This window comes from Rhizobium sp. S96, from assembly GCF_030382195.1.
Classification (GTDB): domain Bacteria; phylum Pseudomonadota; class Alphaproteobacteria; order Rhizobiales; family Rhizobiaceae; genus Rhizobium.
In genome coordinates, this window is record NZ_JAUDRY010000010.1 from 436432 (window position 1) to 460066 (window position 23635).

General features: G+C 60.9%; 25 protein-coding genes and 1 tRNA gene. 9 read left to right on the top strand and 17 right to left on the bottom strand.

Features of this window, described 5'->3' with window-relative positions; all coding sequences use genetic code 11:
• Positions 1-70 precede the first annotated feature (70 nt).
• On the bottom strand, positions 71-1471 hold the full coding sequence (gene argH / locus QTL94_RS14300) for an argininosuccinate lyase (RefSeq protein ID WP_289802316.1): 1401 nt from the start codon (positions 1469-1471) through the stop codon (positions 71-73).
• 41 nt (positions 1472-1512) lie between these two features.
• Between argH and tlpA the strand changes: the two genes are divergently transcribed.
• Positions 1513-2175, top strand: a complete 663-nt coding sequence (gene tlpA / locus QTL94_RS14305) for a thiol:disulfide interchange protein TlpA (protein WP_065694388.1) — start codon at positions 1513-1515, stop codon at positions 2173-2175.
• A 10-nt stretch (positions 2176-2185) separates the two neighbouring features.
• Here tlpA and QTL94_RS14310 read toward each other — a convergent pair whose 3' ends face one another.
• Positions 2186-3574 carry a tetratricopeptide repeat protein gene (locus QTL94_RS14310; RefSeq protein WP_289802317.1) on the bottom strand — a complete coding sequence of 463 codons (1389 nt, stop codon included), beginning with the start codon at positions 3572-3574 and terminating at the stop codon, positions 2186-2188.
• 90 nt (positions 3575-3664) lie between these two features.
• Here QTL94_RS14310 and QTL94_RS14315 point away from each other — a divergent pair, with 90 nt between their 5' ends.
• Positions 3665-3940 carry a DUF4242 domain-containing protein gene (locus tag QTL94_RS14315; RefSeq protein ID WP_065694591.1) on the top strand — a complete coding sequence of 92 codons (276 nt, stop codon included), beginning with the start codon at positions 3665-3667 and terminating at the stop codon, positions 3938-3940.
• Between the two features lie 19 nt (positions 3941-3959).
• On the opposite strand, the gene QTL94_RS14320 is transcribed toward QTL94_RS14315, so the two are convergent.
• The 7 genes from QTL94_RS14320 to QTL94_RS14350 all read right to left on the bottom strand — a co-directional run bounded on the left by QTL94_RS14320 (position 3960) and on the right by QTL94_RS14350 (position 9337).
• Entirely contained in the window at positions 3960-4841 is an 882-nt protein-coding gene (locus QTL94_RS14320) for a 3-hydroxybutyryl-CoA dehydrogenase (protein WP_065694386.1), read from the bottom strand.
• A gap of 147 nt (positions 4842-4988) precedes the next feature.
• On the bottom strand, positions 4989-5918 hold the full coding sequence (locus tag QTL94_RS14325) for an electron transfer flavoprotein subunit alpha/FixB family protein (protein ID WP_289802318.1): 930 nt from the start codon (positions 5916-5918) through the stop codon (positions 4989-4991).
• A gap of 23 nt (positions 5919-5941) precedes the next feature.
• A complete protein-coding gene (locus QTL94_RS14330) occupies positions 5942-6691 on the bottom strand; it encodes an electron transfer flavoprotein subunit beta/FixA family protein (RefSeq protein WP_289802319.1) in 750 nt (249 codons plus the stop codon).
• Positions 6692-6851: 160 nt separating this feature from the next.
• Positions 6852-7652 carry a rhomboid family intramembrane serine protease gene (locus tag QTL94_RS14335; RefSeq protein ID WP_289802320.1) on the bottom strand — a complete coding sequence of 267 codons (801 nt, stop codon included), beginning with the start codon at positions 7650-7652 and terminating at the stop codon, positions 6852-6854.
• A 33-nt stretch (positions 7653-7685) separates the two neighbouring features.
• Positions 7686-8264 carry a cob(I)yrinic acid a,c-diamide adenosyltransferase gene (locus tag QTL94_RS14340; RefSeq protein ID WP_113521274.1) on the bottom strand — a complete coding sequence of 193 codons (579 nt, stop codon included), beginning with the start codon at positions 8262-8264 and terminating at the stop codon, positions 7686-7688.
• 18 nt (positions 8265-8282) lie between these two features.
• Positions 8283-8486, bottom strand: coding sequence for a twin transmembrane helix small protein (locus QTL94_RS14345; RefSeq protein ID WP_065692366.1), 204 nt, complete (start codon positions 8484-8486; stop codon positions 8283-8285).
• A 17-nt stretch (positions 8487-8503) separates the two neighbouring features.
• Complete coding sequence (locus QTL94_RS14350; RefSeq protein WP_289802321.1) at positions 8504-9337, bottom strand: SDR family oxidoreductase; 834 nt, start codon at positions 9335-9337, stop codon at positions 8504-8506.
• Between the two features lie 77 nt (positions 9338-9414).
• Here QTL94_RS14350 and QTL94_RS14355 point away from each other — a divergent pair, with 77 nt between their 5' ends.
• Positions 9415-10329 (top strand): YihY/virulence factor BrkB family protein, encoded by a 915-nt coding sequence (locus QTL94_RS14355; RefSeq protein ID WP_289802322.1) that lies wholly within the window; start codon positions 9415-9417, stop codon positions 10327-10329.
• Here the strand turns inward: QTL94_RS14355 and gluQRS are convergent.
• Positions 10294-11175, bottom strand: coding sequence for a tRNA glutamyl-Q(34) synthetase GluQRS (gluQRS, locus tag QTL94_RS14360; RefSeq protein ID WP_289802323.1), 882 nt, complete (start codon positions 11173-11175; stop codon positions 10294-10296). The genes QTL94_RS14355 and gluQRS overlap by 36 nt on opposite strands.
• Between gluQRS and QTL94_RS14365 the strand changes: the two genes are divergently transcribed.
• Positions 11174-11860 carry a DNA-3-methyladenine glycosylase family protein gene (locus QTL94_RS14365; RefSeq protein WP_065692363.1) on the top strand — a complete coding sequence of 229 codons (687 nt, stop codon included), beginning with the start codon at positions 11174-11176 and terminating at the stop codon, positions 11858-11860. The genes gluQRS and QTL94_RS14365 overlap by 2 nt on opposite strands.
• A gap of 111 nt (positions 11861-11971) precedes the next feature.
• Positions 11972-12529: an HNH endonuclease gene (locus tag QTL94_RS14370; RefSeq protein ID WP_065692362.1), complete on the top strand. Its 558-nt coding sequence runs from the start codon at positions 11972-11974 to the stop codon at positions 12527-12529.
• Between the two features lie 23 nt (positions 12530-12552).
• Here QTL94_RS14370 and QTL94_RS14375 read toward each other — a convergent pair whose 3' ends face one another.
• The 3 genes from QTL94_RS14375 to QTL94_RS14385 all read right to left on the bottom strand — a co-directional run bounded on the left by QTL94_RS14375 (position 12553) and on the right by QTL94_RS14385 (position 15564).
• Positions 12553-13065 (bottom strand): disulfide bond formation protein B, encoded by a 513-nt coding sequence (locus tag QTL94_RS14375; RefSeq protein ID WP_113521270.1) that lies wholly within the window; start codon positions 13063-13065, stop codon positions 12553-12555.
• Positions 13066-13089: 24 nt separating this feature from the next.
• Complete coding sequence (locus QTL94_RS14380; protein ID WP_065692360.1) at positions 13090-13686, bottom strand: YqaA family protein; 597 nt, start codon at positions 13684-13686, stop codon at positions 13090-13092.
• Between the two features lie 129 nt (positions 13687-13815).
• Positions 13816-15564 (bottom strand): cation:proton antiporter domain-containing protein, encoded by a 1749-nt coding sequence (locus QTL94_RS14385; RefSeq protein ID WP_289802324.1) that lies wholly within the window; start codon positions 15562-15564, stop codon positions 13816-13818.
• A 222-nt stretch (positions 15565-15786) separates the two neighbouring features.
• Here QTL94_RS14385 and QTL94_RS14390 point away from each other — a divergent pair, with 222 nt between their 5' ends.
• Both QTL94_RS14390 and QTL94_RS14395 read left to right on the top strand, forming a co-directional pair.
• Complete coding sequence (locus QTL94_RS14390; protein WP_083199490.1) at positions 15787-16881, top strand: acyltransferase family protein; 1095 nt, start codon at positions 15787-15789, stop codon at positions 16879-16881.
• Positions 16882-17026: 145 nt separating this feature from the next.
• Positions 17027-17254, top strand: a complete 228-nt coding sequence (locus tag QTL94_RS14395; RefSeq protein ID WP_289802325.1) for a hypothetical protein — start codon at positions 17027-17029, stop codon at positions 17252-17254.
• 74 nt (positions 17255-17328) lie between these two features.
• Here QTL94_RS14395 and QTL94_RS14400 read toward each other — a convergent pair.
• Positions 17329-17413: transfer RNA gene (locus tag QTL94_RS14400), tRNA-Leu, on the bottom strand.
• A gap of 124 nt (positions 17414-17537) precedes the next feature.
• Positions 17538-18836 (bottom strand): MFS transporter, encoded by a 1299-nt coding sequence (locus QTL94_RS14405; RefSeq protein ID WP_289802326.1) that lies wholly within the window; start codon positions 18834-18836, stop codon positions 17538-17540.
• Between the two features lie 120 nt (positions 18837-18956).
• Between QTL94_RS14405 and QTL94_RS14410 the strand changes: the two genes are divergently transcribed.
• On the top strand, positions 18957-19532 hold the full coding sequence (locus QTL94_RS14410) for a TetR/AcrR family transcriptional regulator (RefSeq protein ID WP_289802327.1): 576 nt from the start codon (positions 18957-18959) through the stop codon (positions 19530-19532).
• Between the two features lie 21 nt (positions 19533-19553).
• On the opposite strand, the gene QTL94_RS14415 is transcribed toward QTL94_RS14410, so the two are convergent.
• Positions 19554-20534 (bottom strand): aldo/keto reductase, encoded by a 981-nt coding sequence (locus tag QTL94_RS14415; RefSeq protein WP_289802328.1) that lies wholly within the window; start codon positions 20532-20534, stop codon positions 19554-19556.
• Between the two features lie 190 nt (positions 20535-20724).
• Between QTL94_RS14415 and QTL94_RS14420 the strand changes: the two genes are divergently transcribed.
• Positions 20725-22380 carry an AMP-binding protein gene (locus QTL94_RS14420; protein WP_289802329.1) on the top strand — a complete coding sequence of 552 codons (1656 nt, stop codon included), beginning with the start codon at positions 20725-20727 and terminating at the stop codon, positions 22378-22380.
• Here QTL94_RS14420 and QTL94_RS14425 read toward each other — a convergent pair.
• Positions 22355-23632 carry a GNAT family N-acetyltransferase gene (locus tag QTL94_RS14425; RefSeq protein WP_289802330.1) on the bottom strand — a complete coding sequence of 426 codons (1278 nt, stop codon included), beginning with the start codon at positions 23630-23632 and terminating at the stop codon, positions 22355-22357. The genes QTL94_RS14420 and QTL94_RS14425 overlap by 26 nt on opposite strands.
• Between the last annotated feature and the right edge of the window lie 3 nt (positions 23633-23635).

Here is a 23635-nt window from a genome sequence, read left to right on the forward strand (position 1 = left end):
CTTGGGAAGCGGCACGGGTGGACACCTTCATAGCGAAGTTTATCCACCTTGTGCACCCTGATTGTTGAGGTCAGTTGCGAGCGCGCCAGTAGGCGATCTGCTTGCGCACTTCCGAGGGCGCGGTACCGCCGAAGCTCTTGCGGCTGGCAACCGATGCCTCGACCGTCAGAACGTCGTAGACCTTGTCGGTGATCGCAGCGTTGATAGCCTGCAGATCGGCCAGCGGCAGCTCGGCAAGATCGCAACCCTTGCTCTCGGCAAGCGCCACGGCGCGACCCGTCACGTGGTGGGCGTCCCGGAACGGCAGGCCTGCTTCACGCACCAGCCAGTCGGCAAGGTCGGTGGCCGTCGAATAGCCTGAACCGGCCGCGGCCTTCATGCGGGCAGTATTGATCGTCAGGTCGCGAACCATGCCGGTCATGGCGGCGATCGCCAGTTCCAGGCTTTCTGCGGCGTCGAAGACCTGTTCCTTGTCTTCCTGCATGTCCTTGGAGTAGGCGAGCGGCAAGCCCTTCATGATGGTCAAGAGCGCAATCAGCGAGCCGTTGATGCGGCCGGTCTTGGCGCGCACCAGCTCGGCAGCATCCGGGTTCTTCTTCTGCGGCATGATCGAGGAGCCGGTCGAGAAGGCATCCGAGAGACGCACGAAGCCGAACTGCGGCGTCGACCAGATAACGATCTCTTCGGCCAAACGCGACAGGTGCATGCTGCAGATGGCGGCCAGCGCCAGGAATTCGATGGCGAAATCGCGGTCGGAGACGGTGTCGATCGAGTTGCGGGTCGGCTCGCGGAAGCCGAGCGCCTTGGCGGTCATGTGACGGTCGATCGGATAGCCGGTGCCCGCAAGGGCGGCCGAGCCAATCGGGCTCTCGTCCAGATGCTCGATGGCGTGGCGGACGCGAGAGCGGTCGCGGCCGAACATCTCGACATACGCCATGCAGTGATGACCGAAGGTGACGGGCTGCGCAGTCTGAAGGTGGGTGAAGCCCGGCATGACGGTCTCGGCATGCTCTTCGGCGCGGTCCAGGAACGCGGCGATCAGATCCGTCAGCATCCGCTCCGTCTTCTGCAGCTCTTCCTTGACCCAGAGGCGGAAATCGAGCGCCACCTGGTCGTTGCGCGAGCGGGCAGTATGGAGACGGCCGGCAGCCGGGCCGATCAGCGTTGCGAGACGGGCTTCGACATTCATGTGAATGTCTTCCAGCTTGCGCGAGAATTCGAAATTGCCGCTCTCGATTTCTGACAGGATCGTGTTTAGCCCTCGAACGATCTTGTCTTTATCCTCGGCCGAAATGATGCCCTGGTGGGCAAGCATGGTGGCATGGGCGATCGAGCCGCGGATGTCCTGGGCAAACAGCTTCTTGTCGAAACCGATCGAGGCATTTATCTCCTCCATGATCGCATCGGGACCGGAAGCGAAACGACCGCCCCACATCTGGTTGGAGGATTTGGTGTCCGTGCTGTCCGCCATGAAGATGCCTGCCTTGAAGAACGCGTGTCTCGGAGAATGAAATGACGACAAGAACGCCCCTGCGCCTGCCATCCCTGAAGCTGATCGGGATCGCGGCCGTCGCAGGCATTATTGCCGGTGCGGCAGCGGTTTACATCAGGGAAGCCGGGTCTGGCAATGGCGGGACGCAAACAGCGTCGGGCGAATGCGCTGCGACGAAGGAAATCGCAACCCGGATTGCGCCGTTGCTCAAGGGGCAGGTGGCCGCCATGGTCGCTCCCGACCAGCACAGGAAGCTTACGACAATTGCGTTCAAGGGCGCCGACGGCAAGCCGATGACGCTCGACAACTTCGCCGGCAAGACTGTGCTCTTCAATCTCTGGGCGACATGGTGCGTGCCGTGCCGCGAGGAGATGCCGGCGCTGAATGCACTCGAGAAGGAGTTGGGCAGCGACAAATTCCAGGTTGTGCCTGTCAACATCGACACCGGAGACGACGAGAAGCCGAAGGGCTTCCTCAGCGAAATCGGCGTCGACGCGCTGCAGCTCTATCGCGACAACACGATCGAAGTCTTCAACAGCCTGAAAAAGGAAGGGTTGGCGTTTGGCCTTCCCGTGACGCTGTTGATCGACGGCAAGGGGTGCCTGATCTCCGCGATGAATGGGCCTGCGGCCTGGGACAGCGAGGATGCGAAGGCTCTGATCAAGGGCGCTGTCGGGATATAGAGCGTAGGCTTCACCCGGCGGCGGTCAATTCCCTGGCTCGACGAAAATACTGCTCTGCAGAGTGATCGTCACCTCGCGCTTGCGCCAGCAGAGCCAGATTGTAGTTCGTCTCCGGGTCAGACGGTCGTAGCCGAAGGGCGGTCAGGTAGTGTTCTTCGGCGGTTGCCAGCTCGCCGCTCTCATGCAGAAGTACCGCTAGGTTGTTATGGGCTTCGGCGTATCCGGGCTGGGCTCTGATCGCGGCCCGATAGTGCTCCTCGGCTCTCGGCCGATCAAGGCGCTCGAGCAGCATGGCGTAGTTGTAGTGGGCTTCCGCATAGTCTGGACGCTGCTGCAGTGCCTGAGAGTAGTGAGACTCGGCGGTGGTGAGATCTCCGCGCTTTTCCAGAAAGATCGCATAATTGTTGTGGGCTTCGGCGAAGCCGGGCCGTAGTCGTAGCGCTTCCTGATAGTGGTGCTTCGCCTCAGCCCAGTCTCCCCTCGTATCGAGGAAGCCTGCATATCTCAGGCGTGCATCCACATTGTCCGGGCGCAGTCGGATGGCTTCGCTGTAGTGAGCCGCCGCGCCCGACTTGTCCTCCAGCCGTTCAAGAAGAATGGCGTAGTTGTAGTGGGCCTCCGGATATTGCGGCCACAGGCGAAGTGCCTCCTGGTAATGCTGGGCTGCGGCTGCCGTATCGCCGGCAGCTTTGAAGAGGATTCCCAGATTGTTGTGCGCTTCAGGGTAATTGGAGCGTAGCCGGATTGCGTGCTGGTAGCATTCCAGTTCCTCGTTGAATTTGATGCATTGCCCGCCCTCAAGGCCCACGCCTCTGAGAAACCAGTCCTCAGCGGTCATTTTCTCCTCTGGCCTCGCCGCAAGTGCCGCCCGGTCGACCGAGGATAGGCGGTAGAGCGGCCGCCGCGGCAGAAAGTCGCCTTTCAGTTCGTGGTCTCCGGCATCGCTGAAGTCGTAGATCGGTAGGTCGATCAGTTCGAGAATCGTTTGCGTCACGAACAGCGTGTCAGGGTCGGCTGTGGATTCCACACGCTTGGCAATATTGATCGCCCGGCCGATCCAGGCGTCTTCGTCTGCCATGCGCGAACACTCGCCGAAATGACAACCCACCCTGATGGGCAGATCCTGTCCAATTTTCTCTCCCACAAGCGACCGGCGGCGTTGTTTCCAATAGGCAATCAGCTTCAGCGCAAAATGCACGGCAGCATCGGCGGACTCGAACAGGTAAAGGTGCCCGTCGCCTGTAAAATTCTCGTGCCGTCGCCCGTATTGGCTGGCCAGAGACTGCGAGAGATAACGATGTTCGGCCATGATGTTTGCAACGGTGTCTCGCGACACCCTGTTCCAAACCACGGACTGCCGAACCAAATCGGTGAATATGGCAGCGAAATAGATATTCATTCCGTTTACCACCGGAGAACGCTATCTTGTGACGGGCCTGTCTGGGTCGATCAGAACTGCTGAATTCGCTGGATGCAAGAGGAAGTCATCATGCCACAGTATATGGTTGAAAGACACTTGCCGGGAATTACCCCTGAACAACTTGCCGCGGCCGCGGGTCGCGCAAAAACCGTCACGACCGAGATGACACAACAAGGCAAGCCTGTGCGCTATCTGCGCTCCACGTTCGTGCCGTCGGAAGACAAGTCCTTCTGTCTTTTCGATGCGCCGTCGGCGGAGCGCGTGAAGGAGGCCAACGAGCTGGCGCAGCTTCCGTTGCTGCGCATCACCGAAGTCCAGCATATCGCCGCAGACGATCTGGGCTGAGAGAGCGGGAGAACGCGCCTCAGCGCGTCGGTACCGGCACTTCGCCGCGATAGTCGTAGAAGCCGCGACCGGACTTGCGGCCGAGCCAGCCGGCTTCGACATATTTCACCAGAAGCGGGCAGGGGCGGTATTTGGAATCGGCCAGGCCGTCATGCAGCACCTGCATGATCGACAAGCAGGTGTCGAGGCCGATGAAGTCTGCAAGCTGGAGCGGGCCCATCGGGTGGTTGGCGCCGAGTTTCATGGCGGTGTCGATCGCATCGACGGTGCCGACGCCTTCATAGAGCGTGTAGATCGCCTCGTTGATCATCGGCAGCAGGATGCGGTTGACGATGAAGGCAGGGAAGTCTTCGGCGACGGTTACCGTCTTTTCGAGCGAAGCGACGAATGCCTTGGCGCTGCTGAAGGTGCCTTCCTCGGTGGCGATGCCGCGCACGAGTTCGACGAGCTTCATCACCGGCACGGGATTCATGAAGTGAATGCCCATGAACCGCTCGGGGCGATCGGTGGCCGATGCCAGGCGGGTGATTGAGAGCGACGACGTATTGGTCGCGAGGATGGCTTCCGGCTTCAGGATCGGGCAGACCTGCGCATAGATCTTGCGCTTGACGCTCTCGTCTTCCGTCGCCGCTTCAATGACCAGATCGGAGGCAGCGAGATCGTTGATGTCGGATGAGCCGGAAATCAGCGCGAGTGTAGCCGAGCGCTCTTCGTCGGTCATCTTGCCGCTGGTGACGTGGCGTGCGAGATTGCCGTTGATCGTGGCAAGGCCGTGCTCGATGCGTTCCTGGGAGAGGTCGTAGATGTGGACCTTGTAGCCTGCGTCCGCCGAAACTTGTGCGATGCCGCAACCCATCTGGCCTGCGCCGATAATACCGATCGTTTTCAACACCGAACTCATCTCCAAACCCCCGATCGGCGGTCGCCCCCGCGCTGCCGCATTATTCTAACAAAACTGCCGGGCAAAACATCGCCCGGCAGCAGTAGTAGACCCTAAAAGGATAATTTTCCAGTCATTCGCAAGTGCGAAAAACAAGGTTCGTCGCGATCACAGCGCCTTCTGCAATTCCGGCAGGACGTCAAAGAGATCGGCCACCAGTCCGTAGTCGGCAACCTGGAAGATCGGTGCCTCCTCGTCCTTGTTGATGGCGACGATGACCTTCGAATCCTTCATGCCGGCGAGGTGCTGGATCGCACCCGAGATGCCGCAGGCGATGTAGAGATCGGGGGCAACCACCTTGCCGGTCTGGCCGACCTGCCAGTCGTTCGGGGCATAGCCGGCATCGACGGCCGCGCGGCTGGCGCCAACGGCGGCACCGAGCTTGTCGGCGACAGGCAGGATGACTTCCTGGAATTTCTCGGCAGAACCGAGCGCACGGCCACCAGAGATGATGATCTTGGCAGAGGTCAGTTCCGGACGGTCGGAGGCCGACAGTGCATCCTTGACGAAGGTCGAGAGACCCGGATCGGAAACGGCCGGGATCGCCTCGACGGAACCGGAACCGCCTTCGGCGGCGGCTGCGAACGAAGCGGTACGCACGGTGATGACCTTCTTGGCATCGGTCGACTGCACCGTCTGGATCGCGTTGCCGGCATAGATCGGACGCTTGAAGGTGTCAGCGGAGACCACCTCGATGATCTCCGAGATCTGGGCGACATCGAGCAGAGCTGCCACGCGTGGCAGTACGTTCTTGCCGGTCGAGGTGGCGGCGGCGATGATCGTGTCATAGCTGGCGGCCAGCGAAACGATCAGGTCGGCCAGCGGCTCGGCCAGATTGTTGGCAAGCTCGTCGCTTTCGGCAAGCAGCACCTTGGAGACACCGGAGAGTTTGGCAGCCGCATCGGCGGCGGGTTTCGCACCCTTGCCGGCGACGAGAACGGTGACATCGCCGCCGATCCTGGAAGCGGCCGTCAGTGCCTTGGCGGTCTGGTCGGAAAGGCTGGCATTGTCGTGGTCAGCCAGGAGAAGAATGGCCATAGTGATGTTTCCTTTCTCGAACCTTAGAGGACGCCGGCTTCGGACTTGAGCTTCTCGACGAGCTCGGCAACCGACTTGACCTTGACGCCTGCCTTACGGCCGGACGGCTCCTCGGTCTTCAGCACCTTCAGGCGCGGGGCGGTGGAGACGCCGAAGTCAGCCGGGCTCTTCTTGTCGAGCGGCTTCTTCTTCGCCTTCATGATGTTCGGCAGCGAGGCATAGCGCGGCTCGTTGAGACGCAGGTCGGTGGTGACGACGGCAGGAAGCTTGATCTCGATCGTCTGCAAGCCGCCATCGACTTCGCGGGTCACCTGAGCCTTGCCGTCCCCGATCTCGATCTTCGAGGCGAAGGTGGCCTGGGCGGAGCCAAGCAGGGCTGCCAGCATCTGGCCGGTCTGGTTCGAGTCGTCATCGATCGCCTGCTTGCCGACGATGATCAGGCCCGGCTGTTCGGCATCGGCGACACCCTTGAGGATCTTGGCAACCGCCAGCGGTTCGACGGCATCGTCGGTCTCGACCAGAATGGCACGGTCGGCACCCATGGCAAGCGCGGTGCGCAGCGTCTCTTCGGCCTTCGCAGGACCGATCGATACGACCACCACTTCCTCGGCCTTGCCGGCTTCCTTCAGCCGCAGCGCCTCTTCCACAGAGATCTCGTCGAAGGGGTTCATCGACATCTTGACGTTCGCGAGCTCAACGCCTGTGCCATCGGCCTTCACGCGGATCTTCACGTTGTAATCAACCACCCGCTTCACGGGGACGAGGATTTTCATGGGGGTCCTTCCTTCAACTCTTTCGCCAAGAAAATGCGCGCTTCGGCGCCGCTCCGATTGTCGAATGGCGACATGGATACGCGTTTTTCCTCCAAACACAACGCTTCCATGACGCAGACAGGCAGATTGCATCCGTAAATATATTACGTTTACGTACGCGTCAATTAAGCGGTTGTCCCTTGTCCCATGGCAGCCGCGGCCGAGGCGGCTGGCCGGCTACGGCGACCATGATGGGATTGCCTGTCGGCCGGTCCCTGACTGCCCGTGGCGTCACCACCTCGCGGTCGAACAGCGGGACGCCACGACGGCGCATGACAAGGACAAGAACGCCGCCGGCCAGGATGCCGCCGACATGCGCACCCCAGGACACGCCGCCATCGGGTTCGAGCACGAGCATGGTGAACTGCTGGCCGACCCACAGCAGCAGCGGCACGAAAGCCGGCAGCGGCAAGGGGATGCGCATGAAAACAAGCACCCAGACCCTTACTCTCGGATGCAGCACCAGATAGGCCGTCACCACGCCTGAAATGGCGCCAGAGGCGCCGATCAACGGCGCTTGTGAGCTTGTGCCTGCAAGCCCGTGGCACAAGGCACCGGCAACCGCGCATAGGAGATAGAAGATGAGGAAACGAACATGGCCCATCGCATCCTCGATATTGTCGCCGAAGACCCAGAGGAACAGCATGTTCGAGGCGAGATGCCAGAAGCCGGCATGAAAGAAGGCATAGGTGATGTAGGTCAGCGGTTCCGGGACCAGCTCCAGCTGCGGCGGCAGGACAGCATGGTCAAAGGCGACGGCGGGGATGTAGCCGAGGCCGAGGAAGGTCGCCTGCGACACCTGTTCGCTGGCGATGACCCCGGTGAATAGCCAGGCTGCGACATTGACGGCGATCAGTCCCAGGGTCACCCACTGAAGCTTGATGTGCTTCAGCGTATTGGCATCATGCAGCGGTATGAACATGCAGACGGGTTCCCTTTGGTCCGGACGCCGAGCCTATCTGTTTTTTCCTGGCACCCAAAGCACATCCGCAAGGCCGCGGTCATTGGCGTGGCGGGCGGCGACGAACAGGAAATCCGACAGCCGGTTGACGTATTTCAGCGCCGCCTCGCTGACGATCTCGCCCTTGGTGCGACCCAGCGTCACCATCAGCCGTTCCGCCCGGCGCGTAATCGTGCGGGCGAGATGGAGATGAGCGGCAGCCGAATGGCCGCCGGGCAGCACGAAGGACTTCAGTGGCTGCAGATCGGCATTCAACTGGTCGATATCGGCTTCGATGCGTGCCACCTGCGTTTCGACGATGCGGAGCGGTTCGTATTCGGGTTTCTCGCCGGTGTCGGGGGTCGCGAGATCGGCGCCGAGATCGAACAGGTCGTTCTGGATCGACATCAGCATCGTGTCGAGGATGGGCATCCCCTGCATGTGAAGCCTCGCGACGCCGATGGCGGAGTTCGCTTCGTCGATCGTTCCATAGGCTTCGACGCGCAGGTCATCCTTCTGGCGGCGCGGGCCTGAAACGAGGGCAGTCGTGCCGTCGTCGCCTGTTTTGGTGTAGATCTTGTTGAGCTTGACCATACTTCCCCCTTCTCTGTCTCAGGTCGGGCGGCCGCCGCCTGTCAGCCACAGCGTCAGCATGATGAGAATAACCGCGATTGCCTGCAACAGTACGCGAAGCTGCATCAGCTTGTTCGACGTATTCGCGTCGCCACCTTTCATCATGTTGAAAAGACCACGGACCAGCACGATGGCGACAAGGCCCATGACGATGATCGCGAGAACGTAGGTGACGGTAGACATGTCGTTGGCTTTCCTGATCAGTCCACCCAGCGCATCAGGCGGTAGAAGAGATCGGCAGGCAGCAGCCTCTTCAGTACCAGGCCTTGCTTTGCCGGCGTGGTTACGGGGTAATGTGGTTTCGGATTGTGTGAGTTCAATGCGTGCTTGAGGACCGCATAGACGGCCTCGGGGCCGAGCTTGTGGCGATTCGGACCGGCCGATCCGTCCAGGCGTGCAAGCTGCCGGCGATAGTCCGAGGCATGCACGGAATTTCTGACATCGATATTCTCGTTGATCTTGGCCAGCGCGTTGGCCGTGAAACGCGAGGTAATCGGACCAGGCTCGATCAGGCTGACATGGATGCCGCTGCCCTGGAGTTCCATCCGCAGCGTGACGCTCAGGCCCTCGAGGGCAAACTTCGATGCCGTGTAGGCGCCGCGATATCGATAGGGCACGACGCCGAGGATGGACGAGCACTGGACAATGCGACCCAGCCCGCGCTTGCGCATCAAGGGAATGATCTGGCGGGTCAATTCGTGCCAGCCGAAGACGTTTGTTTCGAACTGGGCACGCAGGACGTCGGTCCTCAGATCCTCGACCGCGCCGGGTTGACCGTAGGCGCCGTTGTTGAAGAGCGCGTCGATACGGCCGCCGCTTGCCGCCGTTACATCCCGCACGAAGTCCGAGATCGAATCGGTGTTACTGTAGTCCATCCGGAAGGCCTCGATGCCGTCGGCTTCAAGAGGCGCCAGATCGTCGAACTTGCGCACCGTCGCGAAGACGCGCCAGCCATCTGCCTTCAATGCACGCACGCAATAGGCACCGATCCCGGAAGAGCATCCGGTAACGATGATAGTGCGCTGATCCGCCATCGAATGATTCCTGTACAAACTGGGACTCGTTTCCCATATTCGCACGGGCGACACAATGAGGAATGCCTGGAGTGGGAATGCCGAAAATATTTCGCATCTTCTATGATGTAGCCTACGATGCGATCTGCCACTTCATCGAGGATGACGGGTTCGCCATGGCAAGCCATGTCGCCCTATCAAGCTTGCTTGCCGTCTTTCCTTTTCTCATCTTCGGCACCGCCCTTGCGAGCTTCCTCGGCGCCGATCAATTCTCCTCCACCGCGATCCATCTCGTGTTCGATACATGGCCCGAAGCGATCGCCAAGCCACTGGCCGATCAGGTGCTGCAGGTCTTGACGATCCCACGCGGCGGACTGCTGACGGTTTCTGTTCTGGCGGCGGCTTACTTCGCATCAAACGGCGTGGAAGCGCTTAGGATATCGCTCAATCGCGCCTATCGCGTGCAGGAGACGCGGCCATGGTACTTCACCCGCTTGGCCAGCCTCGGCTACGTGCTCATTGCAGTGATCATTTTTGCGGCCATCAGTATCCTGCTTGTCGCCGTGCCGCTGGCGCTCGACTATGCCCGCCGGTTGTTCCCGGTTTTTGCTGAAACGCTGGATACGCTGTTCAACTGGCGAATCTACACGACCCTAATCGTGTTGACGGTCGGTCTCTTCGTTGCCCATCTTTGGCTGCCGGCCGGCCGGCGGCGGGTTTTCGATGTCGTGCCCGGTGTGCTGCTGACGCTGGTCCTCTGGTTCCTCGGCGCATTGATCTTCGCCTATTATCTGGCGACCTTTGCGAACTACACGGCGACCTATGCGGGCTTGGCGTCGGTGATGATCGTGCTGATCTTTCTCTACATGGTCGGTGTCATCTTCATCATCGGCGCCGAGACGAATGCCGCGCTGATGAAGTTTCGCGTGCGGGCGATCTTCTCCCACAATTTCCTCAGCGGTAACGGTCAGAAGGCATCAAAGCCCGATGAGGTGGCGGATATCCGCCACTGACAGACCTCTTTTGCGCAGTTCGGCAAGGCCGGTGTCTCCGTCGCTCTTCGAGAGCTTGCGGCCTGCGCTGTCGGCCACCAGCCGATGGTGGTGGTAGACGGGTGCTGGCAGGTGCATGAGGGTTTGCAGCAGGCGGTGCACGGCCGTCGCATGGAACAGGTCGAGCCCGCGCACCACATGCGTCACGTCCTGCAGTGCATCGTCGATCACCACAGAGAGGTGATAGCTCGACGGAGCGTCCGATCGCGACAGCACGACATCACCCCATGCCGACGGTTCCGCAACGATCTCGCCGCGGTCGCCATCGCCTGTTTCCGTCCAGGAGAGCGGGGTGTCGACCTGAGAAAGGGCTTTTGCCATATCCAGGCGCCAGGCATGCTTGATGCCGGAGGCAATCATCTCTCGGCGCTCGCCTTCGGAACGATCGCGGTCATCGACAGGGTAGAGCGGAGACCCGTCCGGATCGCGCGGCCAGGGTCCGCTTTCCCTCTCGAAGGCGGCGACACGGGCCTTGACCTCGCCGCGCGTCAGAAAGGACGGGTAGGCAAGTCCCCGATCGATCAATTTTGAAAGAGCAGCCTGATACTCCGCGAAATGCTCCGACTGCCGTCGCGGCGGTTTTTCCCAATCGATACCGAGCCATTCGAGATCGGTGTAGATGCCCGCTTCGAATTCGGGTGTGCAGCGCGCCAGATCTATGTCTTCGATGCGTAACAGGAAGCGCCCCCCGGAGGCGTCGGCCATGTCGCGATTGAGAAAGGCGGAGAGGGCATGGCCAAGATGCAGCGGGCCGTTGGGGCTCGGCGCGAAACGAAACACGGGTTTTTGACGGGGAATCGCGATCATGCTTTCTTCTGCCACGGATTCGGAACGATCGCGAGGAAACGTGCAGATCATTCGCAATGAGGAAGATGTGCGTGCCGGGCTCGAGGAACTCCTTCGGCTTGACCCGCGTCTTGTGCCGATCGCTGCCGAAGCCGGTCCGCTTCCGCTGCGGTTGCGTGAGCCGGGGTTCGAGGGGCTCGCGCATATCATCGTCTCGCAAATGGTGTCGCGCGCCAGCGCCGAGGCGATCTGGCGGCGTATGCGGCCTAGCACCGAGATCTTGACCGCGGAGAGCTACGTTGCGCTTCACCCGGAGGCATGGCGGGAGTTTGGCCTGTCGCGGGCGAAGGCCGAAACATTGTCGCGGATTGCGGCGGCGGCTGCATCAGGCTCCCTCGACCTGCCTGCTTTGTCTGGGATGCCGCCCAGCCAGGCGCTTTCGGAATTGACTGCGCTGAAGGGTGTCGGCCCCTGGACCGCAGAGGTCTATCTGATGTTCTGCGGGGGACACGCCGACGTTTTCCCATCGGGCGATGTCGCTCTGCAGAACGCGGTTGCTGCGGCATTCGGTCTCGCCGAACGGCCGACGGCCAGAGCACTTGCGGAATTGGCGGAGACCTGGACGCCTTGGCGCTCGGTCGCGGCCCGGCTTTTCTGGGCTTATTATGCCGTAAAACTCGGCCGTGGTCTGCTGCCGGTCGCCTGATCGGCAACAGTTTCCGGCTGAGCGCCGGGGGGCGAATTTATTAGACTTCACAATGCCGTCACAAGCGGCCTAATATAAGGGGGCAGATGCCGAATCGATCAGGAGAGTCCCTTGACGATTGCAGTCTCCCCCCAGGCCCTGCCAGCACTCGTTCTGAATGCTGACTATAGGCCGCTGAGTTATTATCCCTTGTCGCTCTGGTCCTGGCAGGACGCGATCAAGGCGGTTTTTCTTGACCGTGTAAACATCATCGCAGAGTACGAACATTCGGTCTCGTCGCCGAGCTTTTCGATGCGCCTTCCAAGCGTCGTATGCCTGAAAACCTATGTTCAGCCTTCGCGCAATCCTGCGTTCACGCGTTTCAACGTGTTCCTGCGGGACAGGTTCGAGTGTCAGTATTGCGGTGAGCATAACGACCTCACCTTCGACCACGTCATCCCGCGCGCTCATGGCGGCGAGACGACCTGGGAGAATGTCGTGGCGGCCTGTTCGCCCTGCAATCTCAGGAAGGGCAGCAAGCTACCGAAGCAGGCAGGCATGTTCCCACACCAGAAGCCGTATCAGCCGACCGTGCAGGACCTGCATAACAATGGCAGGCTCTTCCCGCCCAACTATCTGCACGATAGCTGGCTCGACTATCTCTACTGGGATAGCGAACTGCAGCCCTGATCAATCCCCGATGCTCGTGGTGATCAAGCCGACTTGCGGACGCCGATAAAGGCGAATGCCGCAAGCACGATGCTTGCGATCACGTTCCAACCGGCAAAGGACAGGCCGAGAACGCGCAGCGCCGCGTCCGTGCAGGACGGGCCCTTGATGCTGTTGAGTTCGCCCAGCAGATCGCCCGCGTTCTGGGTCATGCTGCCTGCCGTCGTCGAGCACGTTGCCGGCCCGGCCCAGAATTGCCACTCCACGCCCGCGTGATAGACGCCCATGCCAGCGCCGACGACCATCAGAATCCCGGCTGCGAGTAGGAACGCACGCGCGATCCAGTTCGGCAGGCCGACTGCGGAGGCTACGGCGCCGAGGAGGGCGACTGGGATCCCGTAATAGTAGGGCTGGCGCTGCAGCAGGCAGAGCGCGCAGGGAATGTAGCCGCCGATGTACTGGAAGCCGAGTGCCGTGCCGACGACCACCGCCATGGCAAGCGCCATCAGGAGCGAATAGACGAAGGCCGGGCGACCGAGGGAGAAGGAAGCAGTCATGGGGAGGCTCCGCGCGCGAATGGCTCAGTGGGCAAGGAATTTGTAGGCAATGCCGAGCGCGATCGCGACGGCGGCGACAACGCCGGCAACCTGGCCGAGGCGTTTTTCGATGAAATGGCGGATCGGTTCGCCATAACGACGCAGCAGCCATGCCAGGAAGAGGAAGCGGGCGCCACGGGCGACGATTGCCGAGATGACGAAGAAACCGAGATTCATGTGAATGACGCCGGCAAGGATCGTCACGACCTTGATCGGCGGCAGATGCGCCAGCCCCGAGGTCACCAACAGCAGCAGCAGGATTTCCCACTCGTCGTGGATATACATGCGCAATTGCTCGAAGGCATCGAGCTTGCCGTAGAATTCGAGAACCGGTCGGGCAATGGCGTCATAGGCGTAGTAGCCGAGCGCCCAGCCGGCGATACCGCCGAGAACGGAGGCGACGGTGGCCACAAGCGCGTAGCGATAGGCGCGCTCCGGTTTTGCAAGTGCCATCGGCAGGAAAAGAACGTCGGCCGGAACCAGAAAGATGGAACTTTCGACGAAGGCGATAACGGCGAGCCAGACTTCGGCCGATTTACGGGCGGCGAGCGACATGGTCCAGTCGTACAGTCTGCGAAGCATTCCGATCCTTTCCGATTGATGCATGAGCTTTATGGGGCGCGCATCCGCCTGTAAATGCTTGCTGTGTCGTTCATGCGGCGGGTCAGCGAAAAATTCTTCGTGATCAGGTGGCGATCCGGCAGCGGCGCGTCACGACGCGATGCCGGATGGCTGGCTGTGTCTTTGGCGCATGACGTTCATCTCGGTTCGCTCGCGGGCCATTTCGCTGACCGCCTGGCGCAGGATCGGATGCTTTGCCGTGAACATGTTGAAGTCGCGGCGTTCCAGAACGAAAAACTGGCAGAAGTCGACGGCAACCACGTCCGCCGTGCGACGCCCGCCGGTCAGCAATGCCATTTCCCCGAAGAAGGCGCCCGGCTCCAGCCTGATCGGCTCTCCTGCGACTTGCACTTCCACGGCGCCCGAAGACAGGAAGTACATCCCGTCGCCGCGGTCGCCCTTGCGCATCACGCGCTCGCCCGGCAGGGCCGATTTCGGCCGGAAGAGCAGCAGCAATTCTTCCTGCGAATTCTCGTCCACCATGGCAAACAGCGGGAAGGTCTCGGTCAGTTCCTGAATTTCCAATTGATGCTGGCGTTCGCGCGCCTCGGTTATTGCGCGAATCTTGTCGAGCTCGCGATTGAGAACTTCGAGACGGCGATGACCGTAGCGAGCGTAGAAACCCGCCCAGCGGTGATGGATATAGTCATGCAGCGCTTCGGCGACGGTGCACACGAGCGGATTGAGCGTGATCGAAATGATCGCCGCGGCCAGAATGACGTCCTGGCCGTCGTGCGGCAGCAGACCGAGGGAGACGCCGAGGCCAGCGAGGATGAAAGAGAACTCGCCAATCTGCGCAAGGCCGCCTGCGACGGTCAGGCCCATGCCGATGGGATATCGAAGCAGTGCCACCACGACGAACGAGATGATGGCCTTGCCAAAAATGATCAGCAGAAGGGCTGCCAAGACCGCCATCGGCTGGCGCACCAGAATCGATGGATCGAACAGCATGCCGACCGAGACGAAGAACAACACCGAGAAGGCATTCTGCAGCGGCAGGGAATCAGCTGCAGCCCTGTGGCTCAGATTGGATTCGCTCATCACGACGCCGGCAAAAAAGGCGCCGAGTGCGAAGGAGACGCCGAAGATCTGTGCGGAGCCGAAGGCGATGCCGAGCGCAATCGCCAGGACGGTCAAGGTGAAGAGCTCGCGTGATCCTGTTCTTGCGACCGACGTCAGCAGCCAGGGGACAACCTTCGGTCCCAGGAAGATCGCCATGACGGCGAATGCGCCGACCTTGAGCAAGGTCAGCGCGACCGTCAGCGCCAGCGGCATGCCGGTGCCGTGCGCGGCGCCTTCGGCCGCGTGACCGCCAAGGACTTCCGCAAGTGCCGGCAAGAGCACCAGGGCAAGCACCATCACCAGGTCCTCGACAATCAGCCAGCCGACGGCGACGCGGCCGCTTGCCGAGTCCAGCAGGTTGTGTTCCTCGAGTGCCTTGAGCAGCACGACGGTGCTCGCAACCGAAAGGCAGAGGCCGAAAACGATGCCAGCGCCCAGGCTCCAGCCCCACAATTCCGCGAGACCGATGCCGAAGATCGTCGCAACAACAATCTGAGCGATCGCTCCAGGAACGGCAACGCCGCGGACCGCAAGCAAATCGGCGGTCGAAAAATGCAGCCCGACGCCAAACATCAGCAGGATGACGCCCATCTCCGCCAACTGGCTGGCCAGGCCCGCATCCGCGACAAAGCCGGGAGTCATTGGTCCCATGGCGATGCCAGCTATGAGATAGCCCACCAGTGGCGGCAGCCTCACCCGATCCGCGATGTAGCCGAACACTGCCGCGCAGACAAAGCTGACGGCCACGGTGGCGATAAGCGTAACTTCCTGATGCACGTCCGCCCTTTCCCTCTTGGCGGTTTCACTTTGACCGAAGCGAGAGCGAAATTGAACCGCTGATTTTGCAATCAGCAGACGTTTAGATGTGTCAATTAAGTACACCTAATAGAGGGGTTGAGAATATAGATCCCTTGAGGCTCAATTCATGAGGCTCACTCACGATCTGCAAAGGTCGCGTGCGGACCGGGGATGCAAGATGGGCTTCTTCCGGAGAACACGATGCCAGACACTCTGAACGAGACAGTCGTACAGCCGAAAGGCAATTTTCTGCCTGCATTGTGGTCCAGCTTGTGGTCCAAGGGCAATCCGGGGGAATCGGGGGAACACAGGATCGCCATTCTCGACGGCTGGAGGGCGCTCAGCATCCTGCTTGTGCTTGCCGGTCATTTGCTCCCCTTGGGACCGAAGTCCTGGAACGGCAACGCGTCGGCCGCTTCCGCCGGCATGGTTCTATTTTTCACACTTTCGGGTTTTCTTATCACGAGGTTCTTGCTGGCGCGGGCGGATGTGCCCGACTTCCTGCTCAGGCGCACATTCCGCATCCTGCCCCTGGCGTGGCTTACGATCACGGTGCTGACGCTGGTCGGTGGGGCGGATCTGACGACTTTCCTCGCCAACTTTCTGTTTGTTGCCAATCTTCCACCCCAGCATCTGCTGGACGGCGGCGGGCACTTGTGGAGCCTCTGCGTCGAGATGCAGTTCTACGTGGCGGTCGCTTTACTTGTCGCCTTGCTTGGCCGGCGCGGGCTCTATCTGCTGCCGTTGGTATGCCTGGCTGTGACGACGCTGCGCGTTTTGACGGGTACGCATCTTGATATCGTGACATGGTTCAGAGTTGACGAAATTCTGGCGGGCGCAACGCTTGCGCTTGCCTACCCCCGGCTGAGCGAGATGAGTTGGCCGAGGAGACTGCCCAGCGTAACGCCAATCATCCTGCTGGCGCTGCTTTTTGCGTCGTCCCATCCAGCAATGGGGGCGCTGAATTATTTCAGGCCCTATGTCTCTGCCGCAGTTGTTGGCACATCCTTCTTCGCGTTTCCGACATGCATGTACCATCTCTTTACGTCACGGGCGGCGGTCTACGTGGCACAGACTTCCTATGCCGTCTACGTGATTCATGGGGTCCTGGGTTCGACATGGCTTGGCACCGGCGACACGCTGGTGCGCTATCTAAAGCGTCCACTATTGATTCTGATCACCTTCCTTGCCGCTCACATCTCCACATTCTATTTCGAGCATCCGATGATCGACTTCGGGAAGAGAATCGGTCGGAGGAGACTGGAGCGGCGGCAAGCACGGCTGGTTGCGCAATAGGCCCAGCCAGCGGCCGCGCGGCGACATGTCTTAGTTAATAGCGACGCTCCGCCATAGGGCGTATGGTCGCTTCATCGGTCGGCATTCAGTGGCGATGACCGCTTGGGAGTTGCGTGCTTCTGCCTTAGAGAGCGGAGCGGTGACCATGACCAGAATATCTCACCATATTTTCTTTAGAGACGACGTCCACGTCGTGTTCGAGGCGCTTTCGGAATGGTGTTCCCTACACAAGAAGGCGCCGAACAGCCTCGAAGGCTGCCAGGCAGCCTCGACGCTCTTTGATCTCTTCCAGGATGGCTACGGGACAAAGGATGCCCTTCTGGCCGCAATGGAGCGCATCCGCGCTTCGGCAAAGCCGAACATGTCTCAATAGAGCGAGACGAGACCACCTCTGTTCGCAGGCAGCAATGTTCTTATCAGCCGGTGATATCAAGCGTCGGAGGTGGGTGGTGCCCCATGCCGGAGTCGAACCAGCACTTCTTTCGAAACTCGATTTTGAGTCGAGCGCGTCTACCAATTCCGCCAATGGGGCAACGGATACCGACGAGGCGGGTGTCTAGCATGCGTTCGCCCGGGCACGCAAGACCACGGGCGACGTTATCGGGCTGATTTAACGGGGGCTTCCGGCCGAAAGAATGCGGCCGGAAGAGTGCCGTTCAGCGGGCCGCGGCTGGTGCCGTTGTCGCCAGGCCCGGTTTCTTCAGCGTTATCGCCAGGATCGAAGCCAGCAGGCAGAATGCGCCGGCGATGAAGAAGGCAGGCAGGTAGCTCTGCAATTCCGTGCGCGACAGGCCGGCACCATAGGCGGCGGTGGCCGCACCCAGCTGATGGCCGGTGAAGATCCAGCCAAAGACGATGCCCGCGCGTTCGCGTCCGAAGCGGTCGGCAGCGATCTTGACGGTGGGCGGCACGGTCGCAATCCAGTCCAGCCCATAGAAGACCGCGAAGATAGACAGGCCATAGAAGCTGAAGTCGCTGAAGGGCAGGAAGAGCAGCGAAAGACCGCGCAGGCCGTAGTACCAGAAGAGTAGCCAGCGATTGTCGAAACGGTCGGAAAGCCAGCCGGAACCGATCGTGCCGAAGAAATCGAAGATGCCCATGACGGCGAGCACGCTGGCTGCCGCCACGGGCAGGATACCGAAATCGCCGCAGAGTGTCACGAAGTGGGTCTGGATGAGGCCGTTGGTGCTCAGCCCGCAAATGAAAAAGGTGGCGAAGAGAATCCAGAAGGTGGAGGTCTTCGAGACGTCCTTGAGCACGGTGATCGGCGTGGCCAGCATCGCCAACAAGCCGGATTGCGCCGGAGGCGGCGGGGAAACCTGTTCCTCACCGAAGGACGGCAGGTTGAGATCGGACGGGCGATCGCGCATGAAGGCCAGGACGACAAGGGCCGCAAACAGGATCATGCCGCAGACGAAGAATACCGTGGTGCGCCAGCCATAGGTTTCTGTCAGCTGCGCCATCAATGGCAGGAAGACGAGTTGGCCGGTGGCGGAGCTGGCAGACAGCATGCCGACAACCAGACCCCGGTGCTTGGTGAACCAGCGTGCCGAGACGGTTGCGGCCAGCACCATTGCCGTCAAACCGGTGCCGAGCCCGACGACGACGCCCCAAAGCAGCAGCAACTGCCAGATCTCGGTCATAAACAGGGAACCGACGAAGCCGCTGGAAATCAGGATCATGGCAAAAACGATGACCTTGCGGACGCCGAAGTAGTTCATGAAGGCGGCCGAGAAGGGTCCCATCAGGCCGAAGAGCACCAGGCGAACGGCCAATGCCGAGGAAATCTGCGAGGTTTCCCAGCCGAATTCATCCTGCAGCGGCTTGATAAGAACGCCAGGCGCCCCCATCGCACCTGCCGTGACCAGCATGGTGACGAAGGTCGCAGCGACGACAACCCATCCGTAATGAATGTTGCGCCGCGCGAGCGAGGAGGCAAGGGCAGTGGAGACCATTGTGCTGTTCCGTCTTGGGTTGCCGGGAAGGCCAATATTTACATGATGAGCATCATCATTGTTGATTATTGATGATGGACGTCATATAAATTGTCAAGAAGCTATTTTGCGGAGAGCCAGATGCGGGTGAGCCGAGAGAAATTTGCCGAGAACCGCGAGAAGATCCTGGCTGTTGCCGGCGTGCTTTTTCGCGAAAGGGGTTTCGAGGGCACCGGTGTCGCCGAGATCATGAAGGCGGCGGGCCTGACGCATGGCGGCTTCTATGGGCATTTCGAATCGAAGGAAGACTTGGCGCTCGAGGTCAGCCGCAAACTGATCGAGAGGGTCAAGATCCGGTGGCGTGAACTCATTGCAGCAGCCCCGGATCGACCGCTTGAGGCGCTGCTCGATCATTATCTCTCACGCTGCAGCGTCGATGATCCGGGCGGCAGTTGCGTCTTCGCCTCGCTGGTCCAGGAGGTCAGCCGCAGCCGTGGAGCGGTGCGGGAAACGTTCAATGACGGCCTTTCCGACCTTGTCGAGATCCTGTCGGAGATCGTACCGGGATCGACATCGGAAGAACGTCGCGACAAAGGTTTCACGACACTGTCCTCGATGATGGGTGCCGTCATTCTGGCGCGCGCGGTGGAAAGCCGCGAACTCTCCGACAGCTTCCTGTTCACGGCAAAGGCTTCGCTCTCGCCGGCGGCGAGGTAGACGACCACGGGCATCTTGACCTTATTTGAAGCCTTCGACGCGATGTGGGACGTAAGGCTCCTCAAGCGCGGCCACATCCTCCGGGCTGAGCTTCAGCGCCAGTGCGGCAACCGCATCCGTCAAATGGCCGGGCTTCGAGGCGCCGATGATCGGCGCGGTGATCGCACTTTTCTGCAGGACCCAGGCAGCCGCGATCTGGGCGCGCGGTACCGCGTGCTTGGCAGCGAGACGTCCGACGACTTCGACGATCGCGCGATCGGCATCGTGGGCTTGCTTGTACAGCGTCTTGCCGAATTCGTCGCTTTCGCTGCGTTCCGTCTTTTCGTCCCAGTCACGCGTCAGGCGGCCGCGCGCGAGCGGGCTCCAGGGGATGACGGCGATCTTCTGGTCGGCGCAGAAGGGCAGCATTTCGCGCTCCTCTTCGCGGTAGAGCAGGTTCAGGTGGTCCTGCATGCTCACGAATTCGGTCCAGCCATTTGCCTTTGATGTGTAGAGCATCTTGGCAAACTGCCAAGCGTACATCGAGGAGGCGCCGATGTAGCGTGCCTTGCCGGCTTTCACGACGTCATGAAGCGCTTCGAGCGTTTCTTCGATCGGCGTCGTGTAGTCAAAGCGGTGGATCTGGTAGAGGTCGACATAGTCCGTTCCCAGCCGGCGCAGGCTGTTGTCGATCTCGTCGAATATGGCCTTTCGGGAAAGCCCTGCGCCATTCGGTCCCGGTCGCATGCGGTTGAAGACCTTCGTGGCGAGCACGATGTCCTCACGCCTCGAGAAATCCCTGATCGCGCGGCCGACGATTTCCTCCGACGAGCCGTCGGAATAGGTGTTCGCCGTGTCGAGGAAGTTGATGCCGAGTTCGATGGCCTGGCGGATCAGCAGCCGACTGTCTTCCTCTGCAAGTGTCCAGCTGTGGGTGCCGCGGTTCGGATCGCCGAAGGTCATGCAGCCGAGGCAGATCTTCGACACTTCCATGCCGGTGTTTCCAAATTTGACGTAATCCATGAAATCGATCCTACCGAAACCGCAAGCTCCTGAGCTGGCCAATGCTATCTAGGGCGGCCGACAGGGAAATGGCAGGCGATAAGCCGAGGTTTTCGCGTCTGCGAGAACAGCAGGCGCCGTCTCCCCGGTGTCGGCTTGCGCAAACGGCATCCAGGGTGTTAGCTGGTGCAGCATTTGTTGGATCATGTCGATGAAACTGCCACCGCGGGATCGCTATGAGGACCTCTATCGCGATTTCGCGTGGTCCATCCCGGACGATTTCAATATTGGCCGCGCCGTCAGCGACGAGTGGGCGGCTCGCGCGCCAGACCGTGTCTGCCTTGAGCATTTCAGCCCCGATGGCCACCATCTGTCGATGACGTATCGCGAGTTGGCGGCGCGGTCGTCGTCGCTGGCCAATGCGCTTGTGTCGTTGGGTTTACGGCGAGGCGACCGTATCGCGTTGCTCCTTCCGCAGTCATTCGAGACGGTGATCGGGCATGTCGCCATCTACAAGATGGGCGCGATCGCGCTGCCGCTGGCTCTGCTGTTCGGGGTTGAGGCGCTCGAATATCGGCTGAAGACGGCGGGTGCAGCCGGGATCATCACAAACGCCTTTGGCCTGGAACGACTTAGCGAGATCCGTGCTCGGCTTCCGGATCTGAAGTCGGTGATCACGGTCGATGGAGAGACAGGGAGAACATTGTCGTTTTCCTCGCTGGTGGACGAGCACGCCCAGGAATTCGAAACCATTCATACAGGGCCGGACGATCCGGCGTTGATGATCTTTACGTCGGGCACTACCGGCGCGCCGAAGGGGGCGCTGCATGGGCACCGGGTTCTGGCAGGGCACATTCCAGGAATGCAATTCGCCCATGAAGGCTTTCCGCAGGCCGGCGACAAGGTCTGGACGCCGTCTGACTGGGCATGGGCGGGCGGCTTGCTGAACGCGCTGCTGCCCAGCCTCCTGCTCGGCGTCCCGGTCGTCTCCTCGCCAGCGCAGAAATTCGATGCCGATATGGCATATCGGATCATGGCCGAGATGAAGGTTCGAAACGGCTTTATCCCGCCAACGGCGCTGCGGCTCTTGAAGTCGGTTCCAGATCCAAGGGCGAAATACGATCTTGTGCTTCGCACGATCGGTTCCGCGGGCGAATCTCTCGGCGCCGAAACCTACGAATGGGTGAAGAAGACACTCGACATCCGTGTCAACGAATTCTACGGCCAGACGGAGTGCAACTTCGTCCTGTCATCAAGCGCCGCGCATGACGTGAGCAGAGCCGGCGCGATCGGAAAGGCTGTTCCCGGGCACCGCGTTGCAATCGTCAATGAACTCGGCGAGGAGTTGCCGGTGGGCGAAGCAGGACAGATCGCGGTCAAACGACCGGATCCCGTGATGTTCCTGGGATACTGGGGGGACGCCGCGGCAACCGAACGCAAGTTTGCCAATGACTGGCTACTGACCGGCGACCTCGGACGACAGGACGCCGAGGGTTTCGTCACCTTCCTCGGGCGCGACGACGACGTCATCACGTCATCGGGATATCGGATCGGTCCTGCCGAGATCGAGGATTGCCTGACGGGACACCCGGCGGTGCAGCTCGCGGCGGCGATCGGCAAGCCGGATCCGCTTCGCACCGAAATCGTCAAAGCCTATATCGTGCTCGTGCCGGGCTTTAAAGCCAGCCAGACGCTCGCCGGCGAGATCAGCGCGTGGGTGAAGACGCGGCTTTCGATGCATGAATATCCACGCGAAGTCGAATTCGTCGATGAGCTGCCGCTGACGACGACAGGCAAGGTTATCCGTCGTCTTCTGAGGCAAAGGGCTGCTGCCGAAGCGCTTATCCCCGACCCGCAAGCGACATGATTTTCTGACGCAGCATTTTCGCCACGTTGCGGGTGCTCGTATACATGTGCAGCTGGGTGGCGACTTGCCGGACGTCGCGGTCGCCGTTCTGATCGAGGCCGATGATCAGCGTCCCCATTTCTTCCCGCTCCTGCCAGAAACGGCTCATGATCGGGTGGTTGGGAACCGCGCAGGAATCGGAGCGGACGATGTTGGCATCGTCGAGGTGCCATTCCGTCAATTCCGCCATCAGCAGCTTGCCCGGAGAATATCGGCCATAGGCCTCGTCATAGGCGGTTTTCCAGGTGTAAGCCTCGCCGCCCATCATCAGCACGACGGTTGCGGCAATCGCCTTGCCGTTCAGGTCGATGCTGTGAATGCGCACAGCGTCGGCGGCGGCAAGATTGGAAATCGCCTCGCGGGCGAAGGCGGTATGATAGCGGTCGGTGACCAGGGCGCTGCGTCGCTTGCCCTTCCAGCCGCCGGCCTCAAGCGCCAGAAACTCCTCGAAGCGACGGTGGACCTCGCGCGCCTGGCGGGCGACGCTGTAGACGACAGTTCCCTGTTCTTCAAGCAGGCGCCACTGGCGGCGCATCTCGCGCATGTGCGAGGCGGAAACGGCTTTGCCTAGGTAGACCGTGGCGTCCTCATCGCTTTGAAGCATCGGGCGCTGATAGGGGTTCGCAATCGTGATCGGCAGGTTGCGGCTGATGGCAACCGCCCGGATCATCCGCGCGAAAACGCTGTCCAGTCTCAGGTCCGGGATGACCAGGATCTTGGGTAGGCGGAGATCGCCGCTGATCAATCCGTCGAGCAGGTTGTCGAGCGTTTCGGCGGCGTCCTCCGCATCGATCAGAGGCGTTCCGAGTGGTGCAAAGCTGTTCGACCAAACACGGATGATCGACGGACCTACGGCAAAGCCTGGCTTTTCCACCGAGAACGGCATCAGGAAGCGCATGCGACTGCGCCTGCCGTTCTGGTCGCGCATCAGCGCGAAGTTCACCTGCCGGTCATCGAGGCGCGGCATTGCTGGCGCAAGGAAGCGGCCGGTGAAAAAGACGTTCGGCTCCAGCGCGCGGTTGGAGAGAAAATCGAGCTCGTCCTGGAGTTCGTATCCAAGCTTGCCGGAGTAGAGGCACAGCTCTCGTCCCGGCCGGCCGATATTGACGCGCGCATCCGCCTGCGGCGCGTCGAACTCCAGCGCCGCGAGTTCGTGGACCATTCGGTTCGCCATCGCATCGGTCGTCTCGGTAGCAGGAGGAGTACGCACCATTCT